The organism is Streptomyces sp. NPDC034085 (assembly GCF_055575555.1).
In genome coordinates, this window is record NZ_JBVISL010000007.1 from 95,838 (window position 1) to 120,627 (window position 24,790).

At 73.6% G+C, this 24,790-nt stretch carries 24 protein-coding genes; 8 read left to right on the plus strand and 16 right to left on the minus strand.

Annotation, left to right across the window (positions count from 1 at the left end):
- Window positions 1–11: 11 nt before the first annotated feature.
- Window positions 12–1,013: an XRE family transcriptional regulator gene (locus tag ACZ501_RS23710; RefSeq protein WP_361596337.1), complete on the minus strand. Its 1,002-nt coding sequence runs from the start codon at window positions 1,011–1,013 to the stop codon at window positions 12–14.
- Window positions 1,014–1,320: 307 nt separating this feature from the next.
- On the opposite strand from ACZ501_RS23710, the gene ACZ501_RS23715 reads away from it, so the two are divergent.
- From ACZ501_RS23715 to ACZ501_RS23730, 4 genes are all read left to right on the plus strand, one after another.
- Window positions 1,321–1,500 carry a hypothetical protein gene (locus ACZ501_RS23715; protein ID WP_468797849.1) on the plus strand — a complete coding sequence of 60 codons (180 nt, stop codon included), beginning with the start codon at window positions 1,321–1,323 and terminating at the stop codon, window positions 1,498–1,500.
- 217 nt (window positions 1,501–1,717) lie between these two features.
- A complete protein-coding gene (locus ACZ501_RS23720; protein WP_468797852.1) occupies window positions 1,718–1,876 on the plus strand; it encodes a hypothetical protein in 159 nt (52 codons plus the stop codon).
- A 110-nt stretch (window positions 1,877–1,986) separates the two neighbouring features.
- On the plus strand, window positions 1,987–2,907 hold the full coding sequence (locus ACZ501_RS23725) for a hypothetical protein (RefSeq protein ID WP_361596343.1): 921 nt from the start codon (window positions 1,987–1,989) through the stop codon (window positions 2,905–2,907).
- A gap of 31 nt (window positions 2,908–2,938) precedes the next feature.
- The gene (locus ACZ501_RS23730; protein ID WP_361596346.1) at window positions 2,939–4,180 is read left to right on the plus strand and encodes a tetratricopeptide repeat protein; all 1,242 of its coding nucleotides are present in this window, start codon (window positions 2,939–2,941) and stop codon (window positions 4,178–4,180) included.
- Window positions 4,181–4,458: 278 nt separating this feature from the next.
- On the opposite strand, the gene ACZ501_RS23735 is transcribed toward ACZ501_RS23730, so the two are convergent.
- Complete coding sequence (locus tag ACZ501_RS23735; protein WP_468797855.1) at window positions 4,459–4,839, minus strand: hypothetical protein; 381 nt, start codon at window positions 4,837–4,839, stop codon at window positions 4,459–4,461.
- A gap of 208 nt (window positions 4,840–5,047) precedes the next feature.
- Here ACZ501_RS23735 and ACZ501_RS23740 point away from each other — a divergent pair, with 208 nt between their 5' ends.
- The 3 genes from ACZ501_RS23740 (at window position 5,048) to ACZ501_RS23750 (ending at window position 7,818) form a co-directional block, all read left to right on the plus strand.
- Window positions 5,048–5,713, plus strand: coding sequence for an excalibur calcium-binding domain-containing protein (locus tag ACZ501_RS23740; protein ID WP_468797858.1), 666 nt, complete (start codon window positions 5,048–5,050; stop codon window positions 5,711–5,713).
- Between the two features lie 118 nt (window positions 5,714–5,831).
- Complete coding sequence (locus ACZ501_RS23745) at window positions 5,832–7,223, plus strand: cytochrome P450 (RefSeq protein ID WP_468797861.1); 1,392 nt, start codon at window positions 5,832–5,834, stop codon at window positions 7,221–7,223.
- Between the two features lie 46 nt (window positions 7,224–7,269).
- On the plus strand, window positions 7,270–7,818 hold the full coding sequence (locus tag ACZ501_RS23750) for a hypothetical protein (protein WP_361596358.1): 549 nt from the start codon (window positions 7,270–7,272) through the stop codon (window positions 7,816–7,818).
- 36 nt (window positions 7,819–7,854) lie between these two features.
- Here the strand turns inward: ACZ501_RS23750 and ACZ501_RS23755 are convergent, their stop codons facing one another.
- Window positions 7,855–8,418 carry a hypothetical protein gene (locus ACZ501_RS23755; protein ID WP_361596361.1) on the minus strand — a complete coding sequence of 188 codons (564 nt, stop codon included), beginning with the start codon at window positions 8,416–8,418 and terminating at the stop codon, window positions 7,855–7,857.
- 35 nt (window positions 8,419–8,453) lie between these two features.
- Entirely contained in the window at window positions 8,454–10,019 is a 1,566-nt protein-coding gene (locus ACZ501_RS23760; RefSeq protein ID WP_468797864.1) for an MFS transporter, read from the minus strand.
- An 82-nt stretch (window positions 10,020–10,101) separates the two neighbouring features.
- Here ACZ501_RS23760 and ACZ501_RS23765 point away from each other — a divergent pair, with 82 nt between their 5' ends.
- Window positions 10,102–12,168 (plus strand): S9 family peptidase, encoded by a 2,067-nt coding sequence (locus ACZ501_RS23765; RefSeq protein WP_468797867.1) that lies wholly within the window; start codon window positions 10,102–10,104, stop codon window positions 12,166–12,168.
- Between the two features lie 111 nt (window positions 12,169–12,279).
- On the opposite strand, the gene ACZ501_RS23770 is transcribed toward ACZ501_RS23765, so the two are convergent.
- The 12 genes from ACZ501_RS23770 to ACZ501_RS23825 all read right to left on the minus strand — a co-directional run bounded on the left by ACZ501_RS23770 (window position 12,280) and on the right by ACZ501_RS23825 (window position 24,772).
- Window positions 12,280–13,290 (minus strand): ABC transporter ATP-binding protein, encoded by a 1,011-nt coding sequence (locus ACZ501_RS23770; protein ID WP_468797870.1) that lies wholly within the window; start codon window positions 13,288–13,290, stop codon window positions 12,280–12,282.
- Complete coding sequence (locus ACZ501_RS23775) at window positions 13,287–14,303, minus strand: ABC transporter ATP-binding protein (RefSeq protein ID WP_361596369.1); 1,017 nt, start codon at window positions 14,301–14,303, stop codon at window positions 13,287–13,289. The genes ACZ501_RS23770 and ACZ501_RS23775 overlap by 4 nt, the downstream gene beginning before the upstream one ends.
- Window positions 14,303–15,289, minus strand: a complete 987-nt coding sequence (locus ACZ501_RS23780) for an ABC transporter permease (RefSeq protein ID WP_361596372.1) — start codon at window positions 15,287–15,289, stop codon at window positions 14,303–14,305. Before ACZ501_RS23780 ends, ACZ501_RS23775 begins: the two co-directional genes overlap by 1 nt.
- Window positions 15,286–16,263 carry an ABC transporter permease gene (locus ACZ501_RS23785; protein WP_468797873.1) on the minus strand — a complete coding sequence of 326 codons (978 nt, stop codon included), beginning with the start codon at window positions 16,261–16,263 and terminating at the stop codon, window positions 15,286–15,288. The genes ACZ501_RS23780 and ACZ501_RS23785 overlap by 4 nt, the downstream gene beginning before the upstream one ends.
- A 23-nt stretch (window positions 16,264–16,286) precedes the next feature.
- Window positions 16,287–18,029, minus strand: coding sequence for an ABC transporter substrate-binding protein (locus tag ACZ501_RS23790; RefSeq protein WP_361596378.1), 1,743 nt, complete (start codon window positions 18,027–18,029; stop codon window positions 16,287–16,289).
- Between the two features lie 202 nt (window positions 18,030–18,231).
- On the minus strand, window positions 18,232–18,942 hold the full coding sequence (locus tag ACZ501_RS23795; RefSeq protein WP_361596381.1) for a GntR family transcriptional regulator: 711 nt from the start codon (window positions 18,940–18,942) through the stop codon (window positions 18,232–18,234).
- Between the two features lie 56 nt (window positions 18,943–18,998).
- Window positions 18,999–19,925: an ornithine cyclodeaminase family protein gene (locus ACZ501_RS23800; RefSeq protein ID WP_468798163.1), complete on the minus strand. Its 927-nt coding sequence runs from the start codon at window positions 19,923–19,925 to the stop codon at window positions 18,999–19,001.
- Between the two features lie 62 nt (window positions 19,926–19,987).
- Entirely contained in the window at window positions 19,988–20,998 is a 1,011-nt protein-coding gene (locus ACZ501_RS23805; RefSeq protein ID WP_468797876.1) for a proline racemase family protein, read from the minus strand.
- Window positions 20,995–21,999: a proline racemase family protein gene (locus ACZ501_RS23810; RefSeq protein ID WP_361596390.1), complete on the minus strand. Its 1,005-nt coding sequence runs from the start codon at window positions 21,997–21,999 to the stop codon at window positions 20,995–20,997. Before ACZ501_RS23810 ends, ACZ501_RS23805 begins: the two co-directional genes overlap by 4 nt.
- Window positions 22,000–22,016: 17 nt before the next feature.
- On the minus strand, window positions 22,017–22,943 hold the full coding sequence (locus ACZ501_RS23815; protein ID WP_361596393.1) for a dihydrodipicolinate synthase family protein: 927 nt from the start codon (window positions 22,941–22,943) through the stop codon (window positions 22,017–22,019).
- Between the two features lie 76 nt (window positions 22,944–23,019).
- Window positions 23,020–24,480 carry an FAD/NAD(P)-dependent oxidoreductase gene (locus tag ACZ501_RS23820; protein ID WP_468797879.1) on the minus strand — a complete coding sequence of 487 codons (1,461 nt, stop codon included), beginning with the start codon at window positions 24,478–24,480 and terminating at the stop codon, window positions 23,020–23,022.
- Window positions 24,461–24,772: a (2Fe-2S)-binding protein gene (locus ACZ501_RS23825; RefSeq protein WP_468797882.1), complete on the minus strand. Its 312-nt coding sequence runs from the start codon at window positions 24,770–24,772 to the stop codon at window positions 24,461–24,463. The genes ACZ501_RS23820 and ACZ501_RS23825 overlap by 20 nt, the downstream gene beginning before the upstream one ends.
- Window positions 24,773–24,790 lie beyond the last annotated feature (18 nt).

Consider the following 24,790-nt stretch of genomic DNA (forward strand, 5'->3'; position numbering starts at 1 on the left):
CCTCCGGTCTCTCAGGTTCGATCACGCAAAACGTAATGCACCGCGCTCAGTTCGTGCCGTGACCTTTCGGAGATCCCCCGCCCGTCCAGTAACCGCCCGGTACGCTCCTCCAGCTCCCGCACGAGCACCCCCGAGGCTCGAGGCAGCCACGGGTGGGCCGTCAGGAGGCCCCAGAGGGTGTGGGCGTACAGGTCCGCGTACCCGGGGGCGTAGTGCAGCCCGTAGGTCAACCCCCGCAGCAGCGTTACCGGGTCCCAGCCGGTCAGGTTCCGGTCGCGCATGAAACCGTCGTCGGCCTGCGGAAGCCGGACGCCACCGAGCCAGTACGCCCAGTAGTTCAGGTTCGCCGCCTCCGCCGTGTCGTCGCCGACCAGCGAGCGCTCGATGAAATCGAGCAGCGGCTGCGGGTCGCCCAGACGGGCCAATGCCGTTGCCGTGGACCGGGCTTCCGCCCAGTGCTCCGACCATCCCCGCCGGCCCAGCCCTCCCCGACGCGCATGCAGGGCGTGCGCCGTCCACGAGACCGCCTCCGGTCCCCGATCGTACGACGCCAGATACAGGGCCTGCCGGTGCAGTAGCACCCCACCCCCCTCGCCGCGCCGGGCCGACTCGGCGGTGTCCCGCAGGTGTTCGAAGAACTGGCCGCGTTCGCCCGCACCCAACAGCGGAGCCGAAGCAGAGGGGCCACGGCGAGGGGCCGGAATCCGCCCCGCCAGGGCGGGCGGCGGCGTACCGGTCAAGGCCCACGCCAACATGTGCGCGGTCTCCCTGGTGTGCACCCAGGACGCCAGCGGATGAAGCCCTGTCCCCTCCGGCGGATCGAGCGCGGCCCCGATGATCTGGTCCGCGTCCATCGCCGGATCCAACAGCCCCACCATGCCCGCGTCCGCGCCCAGAGCCCCGAGACGTCGCCGCAGATTCAGCAGCGCCCCGGCCTTCATGTTCGCCAGTGGGCGCCGGCCGGACTCCCAGCCCTGCAAGGTGCCCAGGTCCACGCCCACGGCCTCCGCCATGGCCGCCTGTGTACGTGGGATGGACTCCCGCGCCAGCCTCAGCACGAAGCCCGCAACCGCTCCTGTGGCCGCACGTCCCCGTGCGGGCGGTGTACCCGCCATGCCCAGCTCCCCGACGACGCTCCGTCCCGCAACACGTACTGCCAGTCAGTCCTATCGCGTCTCCGGCGACCGTACGTTCAAGATGCGGAAACGGACAGCACCCGGAAGGGGGAAAGCCGTTGACGTCCCCCACGCAGCGGGCCGCGGGTCCCGTCCTCGCGCCGTCCTGCGGCCCGCTGCGCCCCCGTCGGAGAGGAGCAAGGCCATGAGCACCACCTCCCTGCCGCGCCGGAAGCCCGGAGCCAGCGGACGCGCCGCCGCCCTACAGGAACCCGCCCCCGGCGCGCCGAGCCGGGCCCTGCGCATCCGCGCGGCCGGCGGCTGGGAGAAGTTCATGCGCCGCACCGCCTTCGAGGGTGGTGACCGTGTCCCGCCCCGAACGTGAGCTCCCGGCCCACGGCGGCGGCAAGGAATGGATCGTCAAAGACCCCTCCCGCCTCGAACGGGGCTGACACCCGCAGGCTCCCGCCCCGCACTCCTACGGCCCGGGGCGGCCAGACTCCCACCTCGACCGGATGCCGCACAGCGGAGCTACGGCAGGTGGGGCACGACCCCGCACCGCAGCGGTGCGGGCTGACCCTTCGTGAAAGGGACGATCTCCCATGACCAACGCACCCCAGGTCAGCAACCTCACGCGACGTTTGGACCACTCGGTCCCGGACGGTGACTTCGCGCCGGAGGTGGCCGTCGAGTCCCTGACCCGGCGCCTGGACCACTCCGTCCCGGACGGGGTGTTCGAGCAGCCGGCGCCCGCCGTCTGACCCCCGACTCGAACCTGATGCCGCCTGAGTGACGGCACGGCGGGCCGGCTCGGAGCCGACAACCGGGCCGGCCCGCATCCTTTCCGCACCCCGGCCAAGGAGAGTCCGCCGTGCAGATCACCGCCACCGTTGAACCCGGCTCGTTCTTCGACCTCGGCCGCCAGGACCCCGCGCTGATCCGGCTGCGGGAGAACGGCGCTGTGAGGGCCCTGCCATTCGCCCTGATGGAACGCCTCATGAAGTCCGGTGTCCCCTACGCCGAGCACGCCCGCGCCCTCGGCAGCGACATCGTCCACGTCTCCGGCAGCGCTTTCGACTGGTTCGACGCCGACCTACCCGGGCAGATCGCCGCCGAGATCAACCTGAGCAACTACGAAATCGTCGAGCACACCGCAGAGCGCCACGCGGCCCTCACCCACGCCCTGGAGCGCCTGGCCACTGTCCACCCCGACGGCTTCGCCCGCGTCCGTGAGTTCGTCCGGGGCCTGCTGTGGGTGGGCCTCAAGCCGGACGTCCGCACCTCCTCGCTGACCAGCTCCAGCGACCCTGTGCTCCCCTACGTCATCGTCTTCTCCGACAAGGCGCGGCACCACATCCCGCCCAACACCGTGAGCGACGAGCCGTCCAGCCTCTTCCTCGCGGAGAACATCCTGCACGAGGGCGTGCACCAGTCCGTCAGCTTCCACGTCCTCCAACACCAGGTCTTCGCCGACGGCTACGACTCCAAGAACTCCCCCAAGATCGAGATCGCCTGGCGCGCGACGCAGGGCGAGGCCCGGAACCAGTTCTGGGAGGTGGACCGGGCCTTCCACGCGACGTGCGTCTACAACCAGCTCCTGCGGTTCCGCCGGACCGAACTCGACCGCGACGACCTCACCGCCTACGAGCGTGCCAACTTCCAGGCCGCGTACGAGGAGGGCATGCCGGCCGTCCGCTACCTGATGGGGCAGCTCGAACTCCTCGGCGAGCACTTCACCGACCACGGCCGGGAGCTGCTGGCCGGCCTGCGCCATCAGACCGACCAGCTGTAGAACTCATCCACCACGACCTCCGGAGGGGCGAGTGCTCCAGCACCTCATCACCCAGGACGAGAACCTGCGCATGGTCCCCACCGACCGGGACATGCTGGCGGCCGCCGCCGCCGGGCTCCGCGAGGAACTCCGGAGCCCGGCCACGGACGCGGACAGGCGGCGCGTGCTGACCCGGTGGACCGGCATCGCCTCGATCGCGCTGGGCGACTACCCCAGCGCCCGCGCCTTCCTGCGGCAGGCCCTTGACCTCGCCACCGCCAGCGGCGGCACCCGCGCGGTCATCGCCACCCAGCTCAACCTCGGCGACGCCTACCGCTACGCCGGAGAGGCACAGACCGCAGACACGCTGTACCGCAACGCCCTGGACACCGCCCGTGCCCGGCAACCCGACCTCCTCGACTTCGCCCTCCAGCACTACGCCAAACACCTCATGGAGGGCGGCGACCTCGACGCCGCCCGAAGCCACCTGCTGGAAGCCCTGCGCCTTCGGCAGGCCAAGGGCGACGCCGAGCTGATCCAGTCCACTCAGGCAGCCGTCGACCGTGTCGAGGTGCTGCTGGACCAGGCCGACGCCGGCGCATGCACGCCCGTTCCCAAGGAATCGAGTCGGTGGAGCAGCAGGTGGACCTCATGGCTTCAGGCCCGCACCTCCACGCACGCACCGGACCGGTGGAGCGTCGACTTCCCCGCCGTCCGGGACGCGGTGCACACCCTCGCCCAGCACGAACGCGGGCACCCTCAGCGTCTACGGGATCAGTTCCCCGTCGAGCTGGTCTCCGCGATGGCCGAGGAGGCGGAGAAGTCCCTGGCCGCCGCCGGCTACCTGCACAACGGGAAGTGGAACGCGGCCGTCGGTGATGCCGCCAACCACTTCGCCAATGAGGCGGACCTGGCCGCAGTCGTCGCCCGGCACACCGGCCTGGAAGTGGAGCAGCCCCACACCGGCGTCTACATCGCCTACCTGGATCAGGGGCAGTTCCTCGACTTCCACCTCGACGAAGTCGGCTTCGGCGAGGCGAACCTGATCCTGTGCCTCACACACGAACGCGCCACCACGGCCCCCACAGGGAGCTGCACCATCTTCATCACCCCCGAGGGATACCGCGCCTGCGACCTCGCGCCTGGGGATGGCGTCGTGTTCGACGGATCGTTCACGCCGCACGGCCGGACGCCCCTCGGCGCCGGGGAGAGCGTCACTCTCGTCAGCTTCGGATTCCGCGCGAGGGACCGAGCACTGCGGACGCTCACCAGCCTTCCGCCGGTGCCGCAGTAGGGGCGGCCGTGAGAAACCCTCTCTCTCACCACCGTTCGAGCTGTTCCTCGGCGGAGAAGATGACGAGGGTTCCAGTATCACCGTGGACGGCGTCACCATCGAGGCCCCCGGGGCCAAGGCCCACGACCGGATCTGAGACCACAGCCGGCGTCCACATCCCAGCAGCGCTTCTCATGATGGCCTCGGTCCTAGAAGTGACGAGGAAGCCCCCGCCCCCGGAGTGCTCCGGGGGCGGGGGCTCCGTCATGTCCGGGAAGCCGAAGACGGAAGCAGCGTCATCAGGAGTCCCAGTGGGCCTGGTAGCGGGTGCGGTAGGGCTCGATGACCGTCTCGGGGTCGAACAGCGCCTTCCGTGCCGCGACGCGGAGCCGAGCCCTGGCGGTGCGCTCCTCCAGGTTCGCCGCCTCGGACAGGGACCCCAAGGCGCAGCAGTACCGCCAGATGTCGAAGGAGCGACGAACCTCCTGCGGCCGGGGGCGCCGGCCTTCCTTTTCGGCGGCGCGGAGTTCGGTGGCGGAGTACCGCAGGGTGCGGATGTCGACCCGGCGCCAGGGGCCGGTGTGCTGGATCCGGTGCCGGTCCAGCCGGTCGTGCTCCTCGCGGCGCTGACGGCCGTACGGGGTGCGTTGATCGGCGGTGTGGTGGGCGGTGCGGGACATGAAGGCCTCCAGCGCGCCCCAGGTCGTTCCTGGATGCGCTACCGGAAACCGGAGGGGTACACCTGGTGCAGGTCCACGCCGCGAGACTAGACCCCACCGGCCCTCGTCGGGTCCCCGCGGGCGGATGAATATGACAAACCCGCTGACTCGGGCGGGGCGGCGCGTCTAGGCTGCGGCGGTTTCCGTTGTTGATCCGGGGGGTCGAGCTGTGTTCCAGCGTCGGGGTGTCGCCGTGGTGGGCCTGGTGGGGGCCGTCGTGCTCCTGCTGGGCGGGTGTGAGGACGGTGCGCCGAAGAGGGGCGCGGCCGGCGGAAAGCCCGGTACGGCGCCGCCGGCGTCCGCCTCGGCCTCGGCCGGTGCTTCCGCGCCGTCGGTGATGCCGGCGGTCGTCGGGCAGAAGTCCGCCGCCGCCGAGGCGCTCGTGCGGCAGGTGGTCAGTACGCCGGTCGAGGCGCGCGGGGCGTACGCGGGCGTCACCCCGGCCAAGGACCACAGTGAGTGGGACGTGTGCTTCCAGACGCCGGGGGCGGGCACCGCGGTCACCGCCGGCACCGCCGTCGAACTGTCCCTCGTCGCGCCCGGCACCTCCTGCCCGGACCGGGCCGGGGCGCCGGCCTCGACGGCTCCGAAGTCCCCGAAGTCCCCGGGGTCCCCGACCGTTCCGGCGCCCGCGGCGACCCCGCCCAAGCCCAAGCCCAAGCCCGCCACGGAGGGACCCACCGACGGGTCCACCGGCGGCAGCGGCGCCGAAGGCGTCTACTACAAGAGCTGCGACGCCGCGAGGGCGGCGGGGGCGGCGCCCATGCGGCGCGGCCAGCCCGGCTACCGCGAGGGCCTCGACCGGGACAAGGACGGCATCGCCTGCGACAAGTAGGCAGCGATGCCCTGCCGGACCGCGGGGTCGATATCCGGCCGCACGACCGGCAGGGCCTCGCCCGGGACGGCCGGGCCGGACAGAATCCCCCCATCGGACGGTTTCGAGGGGGGCGGCCATGGCGGGCGGGACGGGGACCACGGCGGACGGGGTGCGGGTTCCGGGGCTCGAGGGGGTGCCGTTGCTCGGGTCGCTGTTCGACCTGAAGTCGGACTCCCTCGGCACCTATCTGCGGGCCCGGCAGCGGCACGGTGACGTCGTACGGATCAGCGCCGGGCCGCCCGGGCTGCGCGCCGAGCTGTACTGCGTGTTCTCCGCCGAGGGCGCCCAGCGGGTGCTGGCCTCCGAGGCGGCCGACTTCCGCAAGGACAACGCCTTCTACCAGGAGGTCCGGGACTCCTTCGGCAACGGCCTGCTGACCAGCCAGGACGGAGACTACGTACGCCAGCGCAGGCTGCTCCAGCCGCTGTTCACCCGCAAGCGGGTGGACGGCTACGCCGGGGCCGTCGCCGCCGAGACCGAGGGCGTCCTCGCCGCGTGGGCGCAGGCGCGGGACGGCGTCGTCGACGTCTCCGTCGAGATGACGCACCTGGCCCTGCGCGCCGTGTCCCGGATCCTGTTCGGCGCGGACGTCGATGCCACCGCCGACGTCGTGCACCGGTGCTTTCCGGTCATTACCGAGTACGTGCTGCGCCGCGGCTACTCCCCCGCCAACCTCCCGCGCACCTGGCCGACGCCGGGCAACCGGCGGGCGGCCGCCGCGATGGACGAGCTGTACGCCGTCTGCGACGGGATCGTCGCCGAGCGGCGCGGGGCGGCCCCCGGGCCCGCCGGGGGCGAGGACCTGCTGACGCTGATGGCCGGCGCGCGGAGCGCGGACGACGCGACCTTCGACTCCGCCGAACTGCGCGACCAGGTGCTCGTCTTCCTGCTGGCCGGGCACGAGACGACCGCCACCTCGCTCGCCTTCACCCTGCACCTGCTCGGCCGCCACCCCGAGGAGCAGGCCCGGGCGCGGGAGGAGGTGCTGGGCGTGCTGGACGGCGGGCGCACGCCCGGCGCCGCCGACCTGGAACGCCTCCCGTACCTCACCCAGGTGCTCAAGGAGGCCATGCGGCTCTACCCCGCCGCGCCCGTGATCGGCCGCAAGGCCGTCGCCGCCACCGAGATCGGGGGGCACGTCATCCCGGCGGGCGCCGATGTGATCCTGGCCCCCTGGGTGACGCACCGCCACCCCCGGTACTGGAGCGACCCGGAGCGCTTCGACCCCGGCCGTTTCGCGCCGCAGGCCGAGGCCGGCCGGCACCGCTACGCGTGGTTCCCCTTCGGCGGCGGCCCGCGCGCCTGCATCGGGCAGCACTTCTCGATGCTGGAGTCCGTGATCGCGCTGGCGATGCTCCTGCGGACGTACGAGTTCGAGGCCGTGGACACGCGGATCCCGGTGAGTGCCGGGATCACGCTGCGGACGCGGGGACCGGCGCGCTGCCGGATCCGCCGCGTGGAGGTTTAGGCCGTCCCTTTCGGACCGGACCGGGCCCGCAGGTCATCATGGGCCGATGGAAGAGGAGATTCCGGTCCGGCTGTCCCCGTACGTGCGCCGCCCGCCGCGTGCGCTGCTGCCCGGCTCGCCCGCGCGGGAGCGGCTGCGGACCCGGCTCGGCCGGTTCTTCGTCGTCCGCTTCCTGACGGCCCTGCCCGACGACCTGGCCGACGCGGTGGGGGCGCTGCTCGACCCCTTCGAGCGGGTCCTGCGGCTGGCCGGCCGGCTCGCGCACGGGCCCGCGCTGCGCGGCGGCTGGGACAGCGAGGCCGGCCGGTTCGCCCTCGCGGTGTTCGGCTTCCACTGGACGCACTGGCGGGAGGAGACGGCCGGCCCGTACGGGACCCTGACGGTCGACGCCCCCGGGAAGGTCACCGTCCGCCCGCCCTGGGGCCGGGGTGATCCGGCCCGCGAGTCGTACGCCGCCCCGTGCGCGCCGCGCCGCGTCCCCCGGCTCCGGCGCCGCCGGGCGCGGGTGGACCTGGTGTTCGCGGACGGCTCCTGGCTGGCCCTGCGGACGGTGGGCCGGACCGACGGCGCCAGGCTGCGTGAGGCGCTCGGGTAGCGGGGCGGACGCAGGGCAGCCGGACGCAGGGGCGGGTCAGCGGTAGTCGTCGGGGTGGTCCTGCATCCAGGTGTTGATCTCGTCCCGGGTGCCGGTCAGCGTGCTCTGGTGCTTCTTCAGGTTCTCGAAGGTGCGGTCGCCGCCGAGTTCCCTGTCGAGCTTCGCGATCAGGGCGATCGGTTCCGGGAAGTGCCCGGGGCCCTTCGGGTCGGCCTTCATCGAGCGGTCGAGGCGGTGGAGTTCGTCGTAGACCCGGCCGAGGAAGTAGGCGCAGTTGCCCGGGGTGCAGGAGTCGTCCAGGGTCGCCTGGAGTCCGGCGAAGGCGTCGCGGACGCGTTCGGGCGGCGTGGAGGGCAGGCCGTCGCCGAAGTCGACGGAGGGCGGCGCGGTGGGCGTGCCGGCGGGCGCGGGTGCGCCCGTACCGCCGGTGCCGGCGGCCGGGGACGCGGCGCCGGAGCCCTGCGCGGAGGAGGCGGACGGGGCGGGAGACGGGGCCGAGGACGCCTTCGCCCCGTCACCACCGCCGCAGGAGACGGTGAACGCCGCAAGGGTGACGGTCAGTACGGTCGCGGCGGCGCCGCGCAGGCTGGATCGGAACATCGGATTTCCCCCCGGTTTGCGATGAGCCTGTGAGCCTACCGTCCGCGCTCGTCCCGGACGACGGCCGGAGTGTGGTTACCCTGGAGCCGCTCCAGGTCGGAGGGCCGCACCTGGATCGCGCAGAGCGCGATCACCGCTCCGGCCAGCGTGAAGAGGGAGGCCGCCACGAAGGCGGCGCTCACGCCCGAGGCGAGCACCTGGTCGGCCCGGGGCTTGGGCAGCCGGCCGGTGTGCGCGAAGAGGGCCTTCTCCTGGGGGCCCGCGGTGCCGAGGAAGGCCGCCACCTGGCCCTTCGCCTCGTTGCGGCTGACCGTGCCGAAGACGGTGACCAGGATGGACAGCCCGAGCGACCCGCCGACCTGCTGCATGGAGTTGAGCAGCCCCGAGGCCGCGCCGGACTCCCGGTCGGGGACGTCGGACAGGGCCATCAGGGTCAGCGAGACGAACTGCAGTCCCATGCCGGTGCCGAACACCAGGATCGGGCCGAGGATGCTGCCCGCGTAGGTCGAGTGGACGTCGGTGAACGTCAGCCAGCCCAGCCCCGCCGCGCAGCACAGCGCGCCGGCGACCATGAAGGGCTTCGGCCCGAACTTCGGCAGCATCTGTGAGGTCACCCCGGCCGCCAGCGCGACCATGACGCTGACCGGCAGGAAGGCCAGTCCGGCCCGCAGCGGGCTGAAGCCCAGCACGTTCTGCACGAACAGGGTCAGGAAGAAGAACATGCCGAAGATCGAGCAGGCGAGGAAGAGCATGATCCCGTACGTGCCGGCCCGGTTGCGGTCGGCGAACATGTGCAGCGGCGTGATCGGCTGGGGCGAGCGCCGCTCGTTGAGGACGAACAGCATCAGCAGGACCACGGCCGCCGCGAAGGAGCCGAGCGTGAACCCGTCGCGCCAGCCCTCCTGGGAGGCGCGGATGAAGCCGTAGACGAGCGCGACCATGCCGCCGGTGCCGAGCAGCGCGCCGGGGAAGTCGAAGTGTCCCGGGTGGCGTTGCGACTCGCGCAGGACCCTGGCCGCCAGGACGGCGATGAGCAGGGCGATCGGGACGTTCACGAAGAGCACCCAGCGCCAGTCGAGCCATTCGACGAGCACCCCGCCCGCGAGGAGCCCGATCGCGCTGCCGCCCGCGGAGACGGCGGCGAACACGCCGAAGGCGCGGTTGCGGGCCGGGCCTTCGCGGAAGGTGGTGGTGATCAGCGCGAGCGCGGTCGGGGAGGCGATGGCTCCGCCGACGCCCTGGAGGGCGCGGGCGGCCATCAGCTGGCCGGCGTTCTGGGCGAGTCCGCCGAGGAGGGAGGCCAGGCCGAAGAGCAGGATCCCGAAGACGAAGACGCGCTTCCTGCCGAGGATGTCGCCGGTGCGGCCGCCCAGCAGGAGCAGGCCGCCGAAGGTGAGGGTGTAGGCGTTGACGACCCAGGAGAGGCTCTCGGTGGAGAAGTGGAGGGCGGTCTGGATGTGTGGTAGCGCGATGTTCACGATGGTGACGTCGAGCACGACCATGAGCTGGCAGGAGGCAATCACGAACAGGGCCAGCCCGTTTCCGCTCCCTCGGACCGTGCCGTCGGTCCCCGTGGTGTTCGGCAGTGCGTTCGGGTCCACTAGTCGACGCTATGCCCGGGATCCCGCGCCTACCACTCCAATGGGCTATGCCATGTGATATTGCACATGCCACACTGGGATCATGGACCATTTCCTCGGGCTCTCCGCCGACACGGCCCGCTTCACCCACGGCTCCCCCCGCGCCTTCGCCTTCGGCGACGACGGCCGCATCCTCTGGTTCCTGCGCTCCACGGGCCCCACCGACCCCCTCGACGGCCTCTGGGTCCTCGACACCGCCACCGGCGCCGAAACCCTGCTCGCCGACCCCCGCGAGCTGTCCCCCGAGCCGGGCGGACTGCCCGTCGCCGAGCGCCGGCTGCGCGAGCGCACGCGCCTCGTCGCCGCCGGGATCGGCTCGTACGCCCTCTCCGGCGACGGCCGCCGCGCCGTCTTCCCGCTGTACGGACGGCTGTACGAGGTCGCCTGTGACGGCGCCGGGGCCCCCGCCCGGATCCCCGCCGCCGGCCCCGCCCTGGACCCGCGCCCCAACGCCGACGGCTCGCGCACCGCGTACGTCGCCGACGACGCCCTGTACGTCCACCCGGGCGGCCGCGTCAGCCCCGACGACGGGGCCCGCTGGGGCCTCGCGGAGTTCGCCGCCGCCGAGGAACTCGACCGCCCCCGGGGCCACTGGTGGTCCCCCGACGGGGTCACCCTGCTCGCCGCCCGCGTCGACGAGAGCGCCCTCCCGCGCCGCCACTTCACCGACCCGGAACACCCGGAGCTGCCGGCCGAGGACTTCGCGTACCCCGAGGCGGGCGGCCCCAACGCCGACGTGCAGCTGTGGGTGCTCGGCCCCGGCGGCGGCCGGGTACGGCTCGACTGGGACGCCGCCGCGTACCCGTACGTCTCCGACGCGGGCTGGGAGTCGCGGACGGAGATCCTGCTGACCGTCCAAGACCGGCTCCAGCAGAACGTCCTGCTGCTGAGCGCCGACCCGGCCACCGGCCGCACCCGGGAGCTGTCCCGCACCACGCACCCCCGGTGGGTGGACCCGCTGCCCGGCACCCCGGCGCGGCTGCCCGACGGGCGGATGCTGACCGCCGCCGACGCTCCCGGCGGGACCGCGCGCGGCCTCGCCCTCGACGGGAAGCCGCTCACCGGCGAGGGGATACAGGTCCGCCGGGTGGCCGGCGTCCACGAGGGCCGGCTGCTGATCGAGGCCGGGCTGCGCGACCCCTCCGAGCAGCAGGTGCTGCTGCTGGACCCCGACAGCGGGGAGCTCACCCCGCTCGCCGACGGGCCCGGGGTGCACTCCGTGTCCGCCTCGGCCGCCGGGAGCCTGCTGCTGACCCGCGCCGACGCCGACGGGATCCGGCGCGCCGTACGCACCTCCGACGGCCGCGAGCTCAGCCCCGCCGACCTCGCGGCGCCGCTGCCGTACCGGGTGGAGCCGGTCCTGGAACGGGTCACCGAGCACGGCGTCCCCACCGCGCTCGTCCTGCCCCGCGGCCACGTCCCCGGGCGGCGGCTGCCGGTGCTGATGGACAGCTACGGCGGCCCCGGCTACCAGGACGTGTCCGCCGAGCCGCGCCGATGGCAGCACCGGCAGTGGTGGGCCGACCAGGGCTTCGCCGTCGTCACCGTCGACAACCGGGGCACGCCGTACGTCTCGCCCGCCTTCACCCACGCCATGTACCGGGGCTTCTCCGAGGTCACCCTGGAGGACCAGGTCGCGGCGCTGCGGGCGCTCGGCGAACGCCACCGCGACCTCGACCTCGGCCGGGTCGGGATCCGCGGCTGGTCCTACGGCGGCTACCTGTCGGCCATGGCCGTGCTGCGCCGCCCGGACGTCTTCCACGCGGCGGCCGCCGGCGCCGCGCCGACCGACTTCCGCCACTACGACACCGCGTACACCGAGCGCTACCTCGGACTCCCGCAGGAGCACCCCGAGGTGTACGAGCGCGACTCGCTGATCGCCGACGCGCCCGGGCTGACCCGGCCGCTGCTGCTGGTCACGGGCCTGGCCGACGACAACGTCCACCCCTCCCACACCCTGCGCCTGTCCCGCGCCCTCACGGACGCCGGCCGCCCGCACCAGCTGCTGGCACTGCCCGGGGTGACCCACATGACCCCGGGCGGCACCCGGGAGAAGATCATGGCGCTGGAGCTGGAGTTCTTCCGCCGCGAGCTGGGCCTGAGCGGGTGAACGGCTGAGCGGCTGAGCGGCCGCGCACGGACGAGGGGCCCCGCAGACGTCGTCGTCTCCGGGGCCCCTCCCCTTCCCGTGATCCCCCGTCAGCCACCGGGGCCCCGCTGCCTACGCCAGGTGGCACGCCACCTCTCGCGAGGCGACCGGCCGCAACAGCGGCCGCTCGGTGCGGCAGATCTCCTGCGCCACGGGACAGCGCGGATGGAAGGTGCACCCCGGGGGCGGGGCGGCCGGGCTCGGCGGGTCGCCGAGCAGCACGATCCGCTCGCGCCGCCGCTCCGCCGCCGGGTCGGGCAGCGGGACGGCGGACAGCAGCGCCCGGGTGTACGGGTGCTGCGGGTCTTCGTAGAGGGACTTCTTGTCCCCGATCTCGACGATCCGGCCGAGGTACATGACCGCCACCCGGTCGCTCACCCGTTTGACGACCGAGAGGTCGTGCGCGATGAACACGTACGCCAGGCCCAGTTCCGCGCGCAGCCGCTCCATCAGGTTGACGATCTGCGCCTGGACGGAGACGTCGAGGGCGGAGACCGGCTCGTCGGCGATCACCAGTCGGGGGCTGGTGGCCAGCGAGCGGGCGATGCCGATGCGCTGCGCCTGGCCGCCGGAGAACTCGTGCGGGTAGCGGTCGATGTGCTCCGGGATCAGCCCGGTCAGCTCCATCAGTTCGGCGGCCCGGCGGCGGGCGTCCGCCGCGCTCCAGCCCTGCACCAGCAGGGGGTCGGAGATGATCCGGGCGACCGTCTGGCGGGGGTTGAGGGAGGAGTGCGGGTCCTGGAAGACCATCTGGAGGTTCCTGCGCAGCGGCCGCAGCGCCCCTTGGGAGAGCCGGCTGATGTCGCGGCCGTCGAAGGTGATGCTGCCGGAGGTGGGTTCGAGCAGCCGCACCAGCATCCGGCCCGTGGTGGACTTCCCGCAGCCGGACTCGCCGACGAGGCCGAGGGTGCGTCCGGCCTCCAGGTCGAAGGAGATCCCGTCGACGGCCCGCACGGGCGCCGCCCGGCGCCCGGTCAGCGACCGCTTGCCGGGGAAGGTCATGGTCAGGTCCCGTACGGAGAGCAGGGGGCCGGCCGGGGCAGGCTGCGCGGCCTGGTCCTGGCCGGTGGCCGGGGCGGTCATCGGGACACCTCCGGGGCGGGGGCGGAGCCGGCGAAGTGGCAGGCCGCCGAGCGGGCGGGAGAGCCGTACGGGAGCAGCGGCGGGCGCTCGCCCGTACAGCGCTCCCGCTCCGGCGGCGGGCCGGCGGCGGCCCTGGGGCAGCGCGGGGCGAAGGCGCAGCCGGGGGCCGGGTCCAGCAGGGACGGCGGGGAGCCGGGGATGGAGGGCAGCGGGACGTCGTCGGCGCTGTCGAGGCGGGGCAGGGAGTCGAGCAGGCCCCGGGTGTAGGGGTGCGCCGGGTCGGCGAACAGCTCCTCGGCGGGGGCCTGTTCGGCGGCCCGGCCGCCGTACATGACCAGCACCTCGTGGGCGACCCGGGCCACCACCCCCAGGTCGTGGGTGATCATCACGACGCCGAGGCCGCGTTCCTCCTGGAGGCGGGCGATCAGCTCGAGGATCTGCGCCTGGACGGTGACGTCGAGGGCGGTGGTGGGCTCGTCGGCGATCAGCAGCTCGGGCTCGCACGCCAGGGCCATGGCGATCATCGCGCGCTGGCGCATGCCGCCGGAGAACTGGTGCGGGTACTCCCCCGCGCGGCGGGCCGGTTCGGGGATGCCGACCTCGCCGAGCATGTCGACGGCGCGTTTGCGGGCGGCGGCCCGGCCGGCCTTGAAGTGCACCCGGACGTGCTCGGCGATCTGCTCGCCGACGGTGTAGTAGGGGTGCAGGCTGGACAGCGGGTCCTGGAAGATCATGGCCATGCGGCGGCCGCGGACCTTGGCCAGTTCCTTCTCGGGGAGACCGGTGAGCTCCTGCCCCGCGAGGGTGACGGAGCCGCTGACCTCGGCGCCGGTGCGGTGCAGGCCCATGACGGCGAGGGAGGTGACGGACTTGCCGGATCCGGATTCGCCGACGATGCCGAGGGTGCGGCCCGCTTCGACGGTGAAGCCGAGCGAGTCGACGGCGCGCACCGTCCCGCGCGGGGTGCTGAAGGTGACGCGCAGGTCGCGCACTTCGAGCAGCGGGGTGGTCATCAGTACCTCACCCTCGGGTCGACTACGGCGTACAGGAGGTCGACGGCGAGGTTCGCGACGACGATGAAGAAGGCGGCGAGCAGGGTGACCCCGAGGACGACGGGCTGGTCGGAGCTGACGAGCGCCCCGTAGAAGAGCCTGCCGATGCCGGGGAGCCCGAAGATGGACTCGGTGATCACGGCTCCGGCGAGCAGGCCTCCGAGGTCCATGCCGAAGATGGTGAGGATCGGGGTCATCCCCGAGCGCAGCCCGTGTTTGACGACGACGGTGCGTTCGGGCATGCCCTTGGCGCGGGCGGTGCGGATGTACGGCTCGGCCATCGCCTCGATCATGGAGCCGCGGCTCTGGCGGGCGTACATGGCGGCGTAGAGCAGGGCGAGCGCGGTCCAGGGCAGCAGCAGGTTGGACGCCCAGGCCAGCGGGTCGTCGGTGAGGGCCTGGTAGCTCGGGTACGGCAGCAGTCCGGCGACGCGGATGACTCCGTAGATCAGCAGGACGGAGGTGAAGTACACGGGCAGGGAGGCGGCGGCGACCGCGCCGACCATCAGGGCCTTGTCGGTGGCGGTGTCCTTGCGCAGGGCGGCGGTCACTCCGGCGCCCAGGCCCAGCAGGAGCCACAGGGCGGCCGCGCCGACGGCGAGGGAGGCGGAGACCGGGAGCCGGTCCATCAGCAGGTCCCAGACGGGCAGCGAGTTCTCGTACGAGTAGCCCAGGCACGGGAAGTCGCAGCTGACGGCGTACTGGCCGGAGCCGAGGGTGCGGCCGGTGAAGATGCCGGTGAGGAAGTCGGCGAACTGCCGCCACAGGGGCTGGTCGAGCCCCAGGTACGCGCGTACGTCGGCCAGCCGTTCGGCGCTACAGGTCTTGCCGCAGGCGGCGGCGGCCGGGTCGCTGGGCAGGACGTAGAAGATGAGGAAGGTGACGGCGGCGATGGCGAGCAGGACGCCGGCCAGGGCGAGGAGGCGGCGCAGCAGGTAGAGGATCAACTGCGGGCTCCTCTCGGGTCGAGGATGTCGCGCAGGGCGTCGCCGAGGAGGGTGAAGGCGAGCACCGCGAGGAAGAGGAAGACGCTCGGGATGACGAAGTACATCGGGTCGGTCTCGTAGAAGGCCACGGACTCGGCGATCATCTGGCCCCAGGAGGGGGTGGGCGGTCGGACCCCGACGCCGAGGTAGCTGAGTGCCGCCTCGGTGCTGATCATGCCGGGGATGAGCAGGGTGGTGTAGGCGATGACCGGGCCGGAGACGCCCGGGAGGATGTCGCGGGTCAGGATGCGCCAGGCGCTCGCTCCGCCGACGCGGGCGGCATCGACGTACTCGCGGTGCTTGAGGGAGAGGGTCTGGCCGCGGACGACGCGGGCGACGCCGGGCCAGCCGAAGAGCCCGATGACGGCGGTCATGAGGACGATGCGGTTGACGTCCTTCGCCACCGACAGCATCGCGATCATGAAGATCAGCGAGGGGAAGGACATGGTGAGGTCCATCAGCCGGGACAGGACCGCGTCGGTGCGGCCGCCGAAGTAGCCGGCCGCGATGCCCGCGGCGGTTCCGGCGAGGACGACGATGGCGGTGGCGGCGAAGGCGATGAGCAGGGACACCTGCGCGCCGTGGACGACGCGGGCGAAGAGGTCGCGGCCGCTGACGGGTTCGACGCCGAGCCAGTGCTCGGGACCGATCCCGCCGAGGGAGCCGAGGGGCAGGCCGCCGAGGTAGGGGTCGACGGCGGTCTTGTCGAACTCGTCGGGTGACCAGCCGCCGAGGGCGCCCAGCCAGGGGGCGGTGACGGCCATCAGGACGAAGAGGAGGACGACGCAGGCGCTGACGCGGACGGCGGGGCGGCGGCGCAGTTCCCGCCGGGCGAGCTGCCAGGGGCTGCTGCCCGGGGGGAGGCCCTCGGCGGGCGCGGCGGCGGCCGGGGCGTCGGGCGCCGGGGCTCCGGACGCCGGTGCGGTGGTGGTCATGGCGCTGTCGGTTCCCCGCCGCCTCAGCCCTGGCTCTTCGAGGGGTCCTTGAGGCCGACGGTGCCGTAGTCGATGGTGCCGGTCCAGACGGGGTGGCCGTAGGCGCCGGCGATGTTGGTGCCGACGAGCAGCGGCTTGCGCTCCAGCAGGACCGGGACGGCCGGGGCCTTCTTCATGATCTCGGCGTCGAGGTCGATCCAGGCCTGGTTGGCCTGCTTGGCGTCGGCCATGGCGTTGATCTCGTCGATCCGCTTCATGGTGGCCTCGTCGCGGAACTGGGAGTAGTTGCCCTGGTTGCCCTTGTCCTTGACGGTGCGTCCGTCGAAGACAAAGGGGATCCAGGTGGAGCCGGAGGGGTAGTCGGGGCACCAGCCGGTGAGGGTCATGTCGGGGGTGGTGGACAGGTCGCCGATGACGTCGTAATAGGCGCCGGGGTCGACGGTGTCGATGACGACCTCTATCCCGACGCGGGACAGGCCCTGCTGGATGGCCTCGGCCTTGCCCTTGTCGCCGGTGGAGACGGCCAGGGAGACCTTCAGGCCCTCCTTGCCGGCGGCCTTCAGGAGCTCCTTGGCCTTGGCGGGGTCGCCGGACGGCGCGATCCTGAGGGTGTCGGCCTGCTTGCCGCCGGTCAGGGCCGGGGGCAGGTAGGCGGTGGCGATCTCGTTGAGGGCGGGGCCGCCGCCCGCGGTGACCACGGCCTCCTTGTCGACGGCGTACTGCATCGCCTCGCGGACCTTGGGGTCGTTGAAGGGGGCGCGGGAGTTGTTCAGGTGGAGCATCTCGGTACAGCCCTGGGACTCGGCGAGCAGGCGCGCCTTGACGTCGGGCTTGGGCAGCACCTTGGGCGCGCTCTCGGGCCGCATGTCCTGGTACTCGACGGCGGAGGCGTCGGCGCCGTCACCGGCGATGATGCGGTCGTCCACCTGCCCGCCCTTGAGGCCCATCACGACCACGAACCTGTCCGGGTAGGCCTTGCGGACGGCGTCGGTCTTCGGGTCCCAGTGCTCGTTGCGGACGAGGACGAGCTTCTTGTCGCGGTCGTACGTCTCGATCTTGTACGGGCCGGAGGAGAAGGGGCGGGCGTCGTACTGGGTGCCCTTCTCCTGGGACTGGGGGACGGGCGCGAAGGTCGGCAGGGTGGCGGTCGCGGAGAACTCGGCTACGGGCCGCTTGAGTTCGAAGACGATCGTCCGGTCGTCGGGGGTCTTGACGGAGTCGAGGTGCTGCCCCTGGAGGGGGCCCTTGTAGCCCTCGGCGCCCGCGAGGTACTGGGCGGCGTAGTCGGGGCCGCCGGTGAGGTCGGGGGCGAAGGAGCGCTCGACGTTGTACTTGACGTCCTGCGCCTTGATGGGGCTGCCGTCCTCGTACTTCAGGCCGTCCTTGAGGGTGAAGGTCCAGGTGCGGCCGCCGTTGGAGGGGGTGCCGAGGTCGGTGGCGAGGTCGGGGACCAGTTCGCTGCCGGCCTTGCCGGGCTCGGCCTTGAAGGTGACCAGCGTGCGGTAGAGCAGCCGGGTGCCGAAGTCGATGGTGGGCAGCGTCCAGTTGCGGGCGGGGTCGAGGTGGGAGAAGTCCTGGTTGGAGAGGACGGTGAGGGTGCCGCCCTTGGCCGGGGTGCCGCCGAGCACTTTCCCCTCGTTGGCGGCGGCGGGGTTGGATGCGCCGCCGGCCGCGGGGCCCTTCTTGGTGTCGGAGCAGCCCGAGACGCCGAGTACGAGCGTGGCCACCAGGGCGGTGGCGAGGGTGAGCTGGGTGCGCTTGGTCATGGGTCACTCCAGGGAAGGGCCGCGCTTTAGGGTGTGACCGGTAACATAGTAATGTGAAATTGTACTGACAAGAGGTTGCCGCCGCCGTTATCCAGCCGTGTCCAAAAGGGGTGTGTGGAAACGGAGTTGGGCCCGGACCAGAAGGTCCGGGCCCTGGGGCGTACGGGAGCCTCCCGGCGGCGGCGCTCCGGGTGACCCGGGGTCAGAGCCCCGAGCCGAGACCGCCCGGGGTGCGGCCCACCGGTTCATCGCGGCCCTGGGCCCAGAGGGAGCGGACATGGCCGAGGTGGCGCTGCATGCAGGCCTCGGCGGCCTCCGCGTCGCCGGTGAGCATCAGGTCGAGCAGCTCGATGTGCTCCTCGGCGGAGGAGACCAGCTTGCCGGCCTCGTCCAGGCCCGTGAGGCCGTAGAGCCGCGAGCGCTTGCGCAGGTCGCCGACGGTCTCGACCAGGCGCTCGTTGCCCGCGAGGGCCAGCAGGCCGAGGTGGAAGCGCCGGTCGGCCTCCAGGTAGCCGATGAGGTTGTGCTCGCGGGCGCTGCTGACGATCTCCTCCGCGACGGGGCGCAGCCGCTCCAGCTGCTCCACCGTGGCGATCTTGGTGATCTTGCCGATGGTCGGGACCTCGATCATCGTGCGCAGCTCGGTGTACTGGTCGAGGTCGCGCTCGCTGACCTCGGTGATCCGGAAGCCCTTGTTGCGGACCGGTTCCACCAGGCCCTCGCGGGCGAGGTCGAGCATGGCCTCGCGGACCGGGGTGGCCGAGACGCCGAGCTCGGCGGCCAGGCCGGGCGCCGAGTAGACGCTGCCCGGGCGGAGTTCGCCCGCTATCAGGGCCGCCCTGAGGGCGTGGCCGACCTGGTCGCGGAGCCGCTCCTGCGCCTTGATGAGACTGTGCTGCTTCAGGTCACCCATTGCTCTTCCTCCGAGACCCCGCACACCAGCGACGGGCAGGGGAACAGCGTACAATGTCACGTTTCGCTGCTGACCCCGGCTGCCGACCGGTAGATCGCCACCGCCACCGCCAGATCCTCCCAGGCCATGCCGACGCTCTTGAAGAGCTGTGGACGACTCGGCCGGACGGGGCGGGGATGCCGGCCCGCGACCAGGTCGGCGAGGGTGGCGCTGATATGACCGGGTCCGATCGCCCCCTCGGCCTCCGGGACCAGCAGGTCCCCCGCCTCGCGCAGTGCCGCCGCCCGCGACTCCACGTACACCGCCGCACGTCGCACGAGGGCGGTGTCGGTCTCGCGGGCGTCCGGCTCGTGCGAGCCGACGGCGACGACCACCGCTCCCGGGGCGACCTGCCGCCCGTCGAAGAGCGGCTCGCGGGCGGTCGTGCAGCACAGGATCAGGTCGGCCCCCGCCACCTCCTCGGCGCTGCCCGTGCCGGTGCGGGCCGCGACCCCGAGGGTGCGGGCGTGCCCCGCCAGCTTCCGGGCGCCCTCGGCGCGCCGGGCGACGACCACGACCGCCGCCGCCTCCCGGACGGCCAGGGCCGCTTCGAGGTGGCCGTACGCCTGCGGGCCCGAGCCGAAGAGCAGCACCCGCAGCGGCCGTCCGGCCGGGGCCAGGTACCGCAGGGCGAGCGCGGACACCGCCGGGGTGCGCAGGGCGGTCAGGGCCGCGCCGTCGAGCAGGGCCAGCGGGCGCAGGGTGGGGCCGTCCAGCAGGAGGTAGCTGCCGGTGATCCGGGGCAACCCGCGGGCCGGGTTGCCCGGGGCGACCCCCGCGATCTTGACCCCGGCGTACGCGGCCGTGGCGGCCGGCATCAGCAGCAGCTCGCCCCCCGGCACCGCGACGCCGGTGCGCTGCGGGCAGGCCTCCGGGTCCAGGCCGGCGCGCAGGGCGTCGGCCAGGGCGTCGGCGGCCCGCGCCGGGGTGAGCAGGCGGGCCATCTCCCCGGCGCCGAACTGCGGGAGCCCGGCTCCGGCCCCGCCGGCCGGGGCGGGCGGGGCCGTCACAGGAGGAAGCCCGCGCCGAGGGCGTCGTGCGGGTCGGCGGTGAAGACGTGCTCGCCGGTGCGGTAGGCGGTCCCGGTGACCTCGGTGACTCCGTCCGCCAGGATCCTGCCGGTGAAGACCGTGCCGATCACCGACTCGTGGAGCAGGTCCTCCCCCGCGCCGAGCCGGCCGTCCTCCGCCAGCAGCGCGAGCCGGGCCGAGGTGCCGGAGCCGCAGGGCGAGCGGTCGGTCTGCCCGTCGGCGAAGACGGTGACGTTGCGCTGGTGCGGCCCGAACGGCGTGTCGGGCATTTCCTCGTACAGGACCACCCCGTACACCCCGGAGAGCAGCGGGCCGCCGGGGTGCCAGGTCGCGGGGTGGGTGGCCAGTGCGGCCCGGATCTCCCGGCCGGCCCGTACCAGGTCGGGCAGGGCGGCCCGGGTGACCTCCAGGCCGAGGTCGCGGGCGCGGACGGAGGCGTAGCAGGCCCCGGCGTGCGCGATGTCCGCCTCCGCGATGCCCAGGGTGGTGGCCACCGGCACCTTGCGGGCGGCCACCCGGGCCGGGACGTTGCGGAAGGTGACCCCGGTGGTGCGGCCCTGGGCGCGGTGGACGGTGGCGCCGACCCGGCCGGACGGCACGTCGATGCGCACCTGGACGTCGCCGTCGTCGGGGGCCGCGACCCGCCCGGTGTCCACGGCCCAGGCGCCGAGTGCCATGGTGCCGTGGCCACAGGCGGTGGAGTAGCCGTCCTTGTGCCAGAACAGCACCCCGAAGTGGGCCCCGTCGTCGTCCGGGGGCACCACGAACCCGCCGTACATCCCCGCGTGCCCGCGCGGCTCCTGCACCAGCAGGCGCCGTACGTCGTCCAGCGCGCCCCGGCGCGGAGCGGTCCCGCAACCCCCGGGTCCGATGGCGGTGGCGCAGCGTTCGGCGACGGTGTCCCCGGGGACGGGGGGAAGTCCGTCCGAGACGATCCGGAAGGGCTCCCCCGCCGCGTGGTAGTCGGTGGTGCGGACGGTGGTCACAGGAGGAACCCTCCGGGGAAGGGGTCGGCCGGGTCCAGGAAGTACTGGGCCGTGCCGGTGATCCAGGCCCGGCCGGTGACGGTGGGGACGACGGCCGGGTGCCCCGCGACGGTGGTCTCCCCGACGAGCCGGCCGGTGAACTCGGTGCCGATGAAGGACTCGTTGACGAAGTCCGTGCCGAGCGGCAGCAGCCCCCGGGCGTGCAGCTGGGCCATGCGCGCGCTGGTCCCCGTACCGCAGGGCGAGCGGTCGAACCAGCCGGGGTGGATGGCCATGGCGTGCCGGGAGCGGCGGGCGTCGGAGCCGGGGGCGGCGAGGTAGACGTGTTTGATCCCGGCGATGGAGGGGTTCTCGGGGTGGACGGGGCGGTCGGGGCCCGCGTTGACGGCGTCCATGACCGCGAGCCCGGCGGCGATCAGGTCGTCCTTGCGGGCCCGGTCGAAGGGGAGCCCGAGGGCGTCGAGTTCGACGAAGGCGTAGAAGTTCCCGCCGTACGCGAGGTCGTAGGTGACCGTGCCGAAGCCAGGCACCTCGGTCTTCAGGTCGAGGCCGACGCAGAACGAGGGCACGTTGGTGAGGGTGACGGCGGTGGCGGCGCCGTCCTCGACGCGCACGTCCACGCTCACCAGGCCGGCCGGGGTGTCGAGCCGGACGGTGGTGACCGGTTCGACGGCCGGGACCATGCCGGTCTCGACGAGCACCGTGGCCACCCCGATCGTGCCGTGCCCGCACATGGGCAGCAGGCCCGACACCTCGATGTAGAGCACGCCGAAGTCGGCGTCGGGCCGGGTGGGGGGCTGGAGGACGGCTCCGCTCATCGCCGCGTGGCCGCGCGGCTCGTACATGAGCAGGGTGCGGACGTGGTCCATGTGTTCCATGAAGTGGAGCCGTTTGTCGGCCATGGTGGCGCCGGGGATCACCCCGACTCCCCCGGTGATCACCCGGGTGGGCATGCCCTCGGTGTGCGAGTCCACCGCGTGGTAGACGTGGCGCGTGCGCATTCCAGCCCTCCCGGGGGTTAGTTGAGGCCTTCGGCGAGGGCCTTCTCGGTGGCCGCGCGGACGGCCGCCTCGGTCTCCCCGGTGAGCGGGAAGCGCGGCGGGCGGGTGGCGCCGCCGGGGCGTCCGGCCAGGTCCATGGAGAGCTTGATGGCTTGGACGAACTCGGTCTTGGAGTCCCAGCGCAGCAGGGAGTGCAGGGACTTGTACAGCGGCAGGGCGGTGGCGAGGTCGCCGGCGACGGCGGCCCGGTAGAGGGTGGCGCAGGCCTGCGGCAGGGCGTTGGGGTAGCCGGCGATCCAGCCGACCGCGCCGGCGAGGGCGAGTTCGAGGAGGACGTCGTCGGCGCCGATGAGCAGGTCGAGCCCGGGGGCGAGTTCGGCGATCTCGTAGGCGCGCCGGACGTCGCCGCTGAACTCCTTGACGGCGACGATGCTGCCGTCGGCGTGGAGGCGGGCGAGGAGGGAGGGGGTCAGGTCCACCTTGGTGTCGTACGGGTTGTTGTACGCGACGACCGGCAGGCCGGCCCCGGCGACCTGCGCGTAGTGGGCGCGTACGGTCTGCTCGTCGGCGCGGAAGGCGTTCGGGGGCAGGAGCAGGACGGAGCCCGCGCCGGCCTCGGCGGCCTGGTCGGCCCAGCGGCGGGCCTCGTCGCTGCCGTACGCCGCGACGCCGGGCATGACGCGGGCGCCGTCGCCGGCGGCGTCGACGGCGGTGCGGACGACCCGGGCCCGCTCCTCGTCGGTGAGGGTCTGGTACTCGCCGAGGGAGCCGTTGGGGACGACGCCGTCGCAGCCGTTGGCGAGGAGCCAGGCGACGTGTTCGGCGTAGGCGTCGTGGTCGACGCTGAGGTCCGCGCGCAGGGGCAGCGTGGTGGCGACCATGATGCCGTGCCAGGGGCGGGTGCGGGTGTCGGGGCGGGGCGCGGGGGTGGGCGCGTGGGTCATGAGGGGACTCCCTAGTGTGGTGTGTGACATTTTACTAGTGGGTGTGAGGTGGCCACAAGGGTCCGGACGGACCGGATCAGCGGCCGGAGGGGGGAAGTCCGGGATCCGGAGCGGGCGTCGGCTCCAGGCCGGCGAGGTGGCGCAGCGGGACCGGGCAGGACAGCGGACGGCGGTCGGGCGCCGGCGCCTCGCCCGCGAGTGCGGCCACGGCCGGACCGCACATCCGGCCCTGGCACCACCCCATCCCAGCCCGGGTGAGCAGTTTGACCGTACGGGCGTCCCGCGCCCCCAGCTCCGTCACGGCCTCACGGATCCGGCCGGCCGGCACCTCCTCGCAGCGGCACACGTCGGTCTCCTCCCGCAGCCAGCCGGTCCAGCCGGAGCCGGGGCGGTGGGCCGCGCCCATGGCGTCGGCGAAGGCGCGCAGCCGGGCGCGGCGGCGGACGAGGGCGGCGGGGGCGGGCCGTCCGGCGACCGCGTGGGCGGCGATCTCCCCCTCGGTGAGGGCGAGTTCGGCGCCGCCGATGCCGCCGGTCTCGCCGGCGGACCAGATCCCGGGGACGGAGGTGCGCTGCTCCGCGTCCAGTTCCAGGGCGGCCGTGCCGTCGGGGCTGCGGCGGGTCGCACAGCCGAGGCCGGTGGCCAGCTCCAGCTGCGGCACCAGGCCGTGGCCCACGGCGAGGGCGTCGCAGGGGACGCGGCGGGCGGTGCCGGGCAGCGGGCGCCAGTCGTCATCCAGACGGGTGATGGTGACGGCCTCGATCCGGTCGCGGCCGTGCGCCTCGGTGACGGCGTGCCGGGTCAGGAGGCGGATGCCGTGGCGCAGCAGGGCGCCGCCGTACGCGGCGCCCTCGGCGAGCTTCGCCGGGTTGCGGAGCAGGGCGGGGGCGTGCGGGGCGTACGCGGTGTACGCGGCGGCCTCGACCACGGCCGGGACGGTGGCTCCGGCGGCGGCGAGGGAGCCGGCCACGGCGAGCAGGAGGGGGCCCGAGCCGGCCACGACGATGCGCCGGCCGGGCAGGACGAGGCCGCTCTTGAGCATGGCCTGGGCGCCGCCCGCGCCGACGACGCCGGGCAGGGTCCACCCGGGGAAGGGCAGTTGGCGTTCGACGGCGCCGGTGGCCAGGAGGACGTGGCGGGCGCGGAGGGTGGCCGGCTCCTCGTCGGGGCCGTGGCCGGCCACGGCATGGAGGGTCCAGGTTCCGGACGTGGCGGGGAGCACCGTCCAGACGTGGTGCCGGGGGAGGTAGGTGAGCCGGCCCGCCGTCCGGTGGGCGTGCAGGGCGGCTTCACGGGTGGCGAAGGCGCGCCAGCCGTGGTGCAGGGCCTGCGGGCGGGTGGCGCCGAGGGCGGGGGCGGGGTGGCGGTAGTACTGGCCGCCGGGGCGGTCGCCGGCGTCGAGGAGGGTGACGCGCAGGCCGAGTCGGGCGGCGGTGACGGCGGCGGCGAGGCCGGCGGGACCGGCGCCGACGACGGCGAGGTCGGCGGCTTCGCCCGCGGCGGCGGGGCCGGCGGCGTCAGACGGCGAGGTCGGCATGGCCGGTGCCTTCCTGGGTGGTGACGGAGTCCCCGGGGCGGGCGGGGACGAGGCAGGCCCGCTGGTTGGGGCGGCCGTTGACGGTGACGAGGCAGTCGTAGCAGGCGCCGATCCCGCAGAAGGCGCCGCGGGGTGCGCCGCCCCCACGGGTGGTGCGCCAGGCGAGGATCCCGGCGGCCCAGAGGACGGCGGCGACGGACTGGCCCTCCTGGGCCGGGAGTTCGCGGCCGTCGAAGGTGACGGGGAACGCGGCCGCCGGGCTGCCGCCCACCAGCTCGCGGGGGCTGCGCATCAGGGGTCTCCTCGGGGG

Coding starts and splice junctions, on each gene's coding strand:
- ACZ501_RS23710 (WP_361596337.1), bottom strand. CDS start 1,013: ATGGCGGAGGCCGTGGGCGTGGACCTGGGCACCTTGCAGGGCTGGGAG.
- ACZ501_RS23715 (WP_468797849.1), top strand. CDS start 1,321: ATGAGCACCACCTCCCTGCCGCGCCGGAAGCCCGGAGCCAGCGGACGC.
- ACZ501_RS23720 (WP_468797852.1), top strand. CDS start 1,718: ATGACCAACGCACCCCAGGTCAGCAACCTCACGCGACGTTTGGACCAC.
- ACZ501_RS23735 (WP_468797855.1), bottom strand. CDS start 4,839: ATGTCCCGCACCGCCCACCACACCGCCGATCAACGCACCCCGTACGGC.
- ACZ501_RS23745 (WP_468797861.1), top strand. CDS start 5,832: ATGGCGGGCGGGACGGGGACCACGGCGGACGGGGTGCGGGTTCCGGGG.
- ACZ501_RS23750 (WP_361596358.1), top strand. CDS start 7,270: ATGGAAGAGGAGATTCCGGTCCGGCTGTCCCCGTACGTGCGCCGCCCG.
- ACZ501_RS23755 (WP_361596361.1), bottom strand. CDS start 8,418: ATGTTCCGATCCAGCCTGCGCGGCGCCGCCGCGACCGTACTGACCGTC.
- ACZ501_RS23765 (WP_468797867.1), top strand. CDS start 10,102: ATGGACCATTTCCTCGGGCTCTCCGCCGACACGGCCCGCTTCACCCAC.
- ACZ501_RS23770 (WP_468797870.1), bottom strand. CDS start 13,290: ATGACCGCCCCGGCCACCGGCCAGGACCAGGCCGCGCAGCCTGCCCCG.
- ACZ501_RS23775 (WP_361596369.1), bottom strand. CDS start 14,303: ATGACCACCCCGCTGCTCGAAGTGCGCGACCTGCGCGTCACCTTCAGC.
- ACZ501_RS23785 (WP_468797873.1), bottom strand. CDS start 16,263: ATGACCACCACCGCACCGGCGTCCGGAGCCCCGGCGCCCGACGCCCCG.
- ACZ501_RS23790 (WP_361596378.1), bottom strand. CDS start 18,029: ATGACCAAGCGCACCCAGCTCACCCTCGCCACCGCCCTGGTGGCCACG.
- ACZ501_RS23795 (WP_361596381.1), bottom strand. CDS start 18,942: ATGGGTGACCTGAAGCAGCACAGTCTCATCAAGGCGCAGGAGCGGCTC.
- ACZ501_RS23800 (WP_468798163.1), bottom strand. CDS start 19,925: ATGGCCCGCCTGCTCACCCCGGCGCGGGCCGCCGACGCCCTGGCCGAC.
- ACZ501_RS23810 (WP_361596390.1), bottom strand. CDS start 21,999: ATGCGCACGCGCCACGTCTACCACGCGGTGGACTCGCACACCGAGGGC.
- ACZ501_RS23815 (WP_361596393.1), bottom strand. CDS start 22,943: ATGACCCACGCGCCCACCCCCGCGCCCCGCCCCGACACCCGCACCCGC.
- ACZ501_RS23820 (WP_468797879.1), bottom strand. CDS start 24,480: ATGCCGACCTCGCCGTCTGACGCCGCCGGCCCCGCCGCCGCGGGCGAA.
- ACZ501_RS23825 (WP_468797882.1), bottom strand. CDS start 24,772: ATGCGCAGCCCCCGCGAGCTGGTGGGCGGCAGCCCGGCGGCCGCGTTC.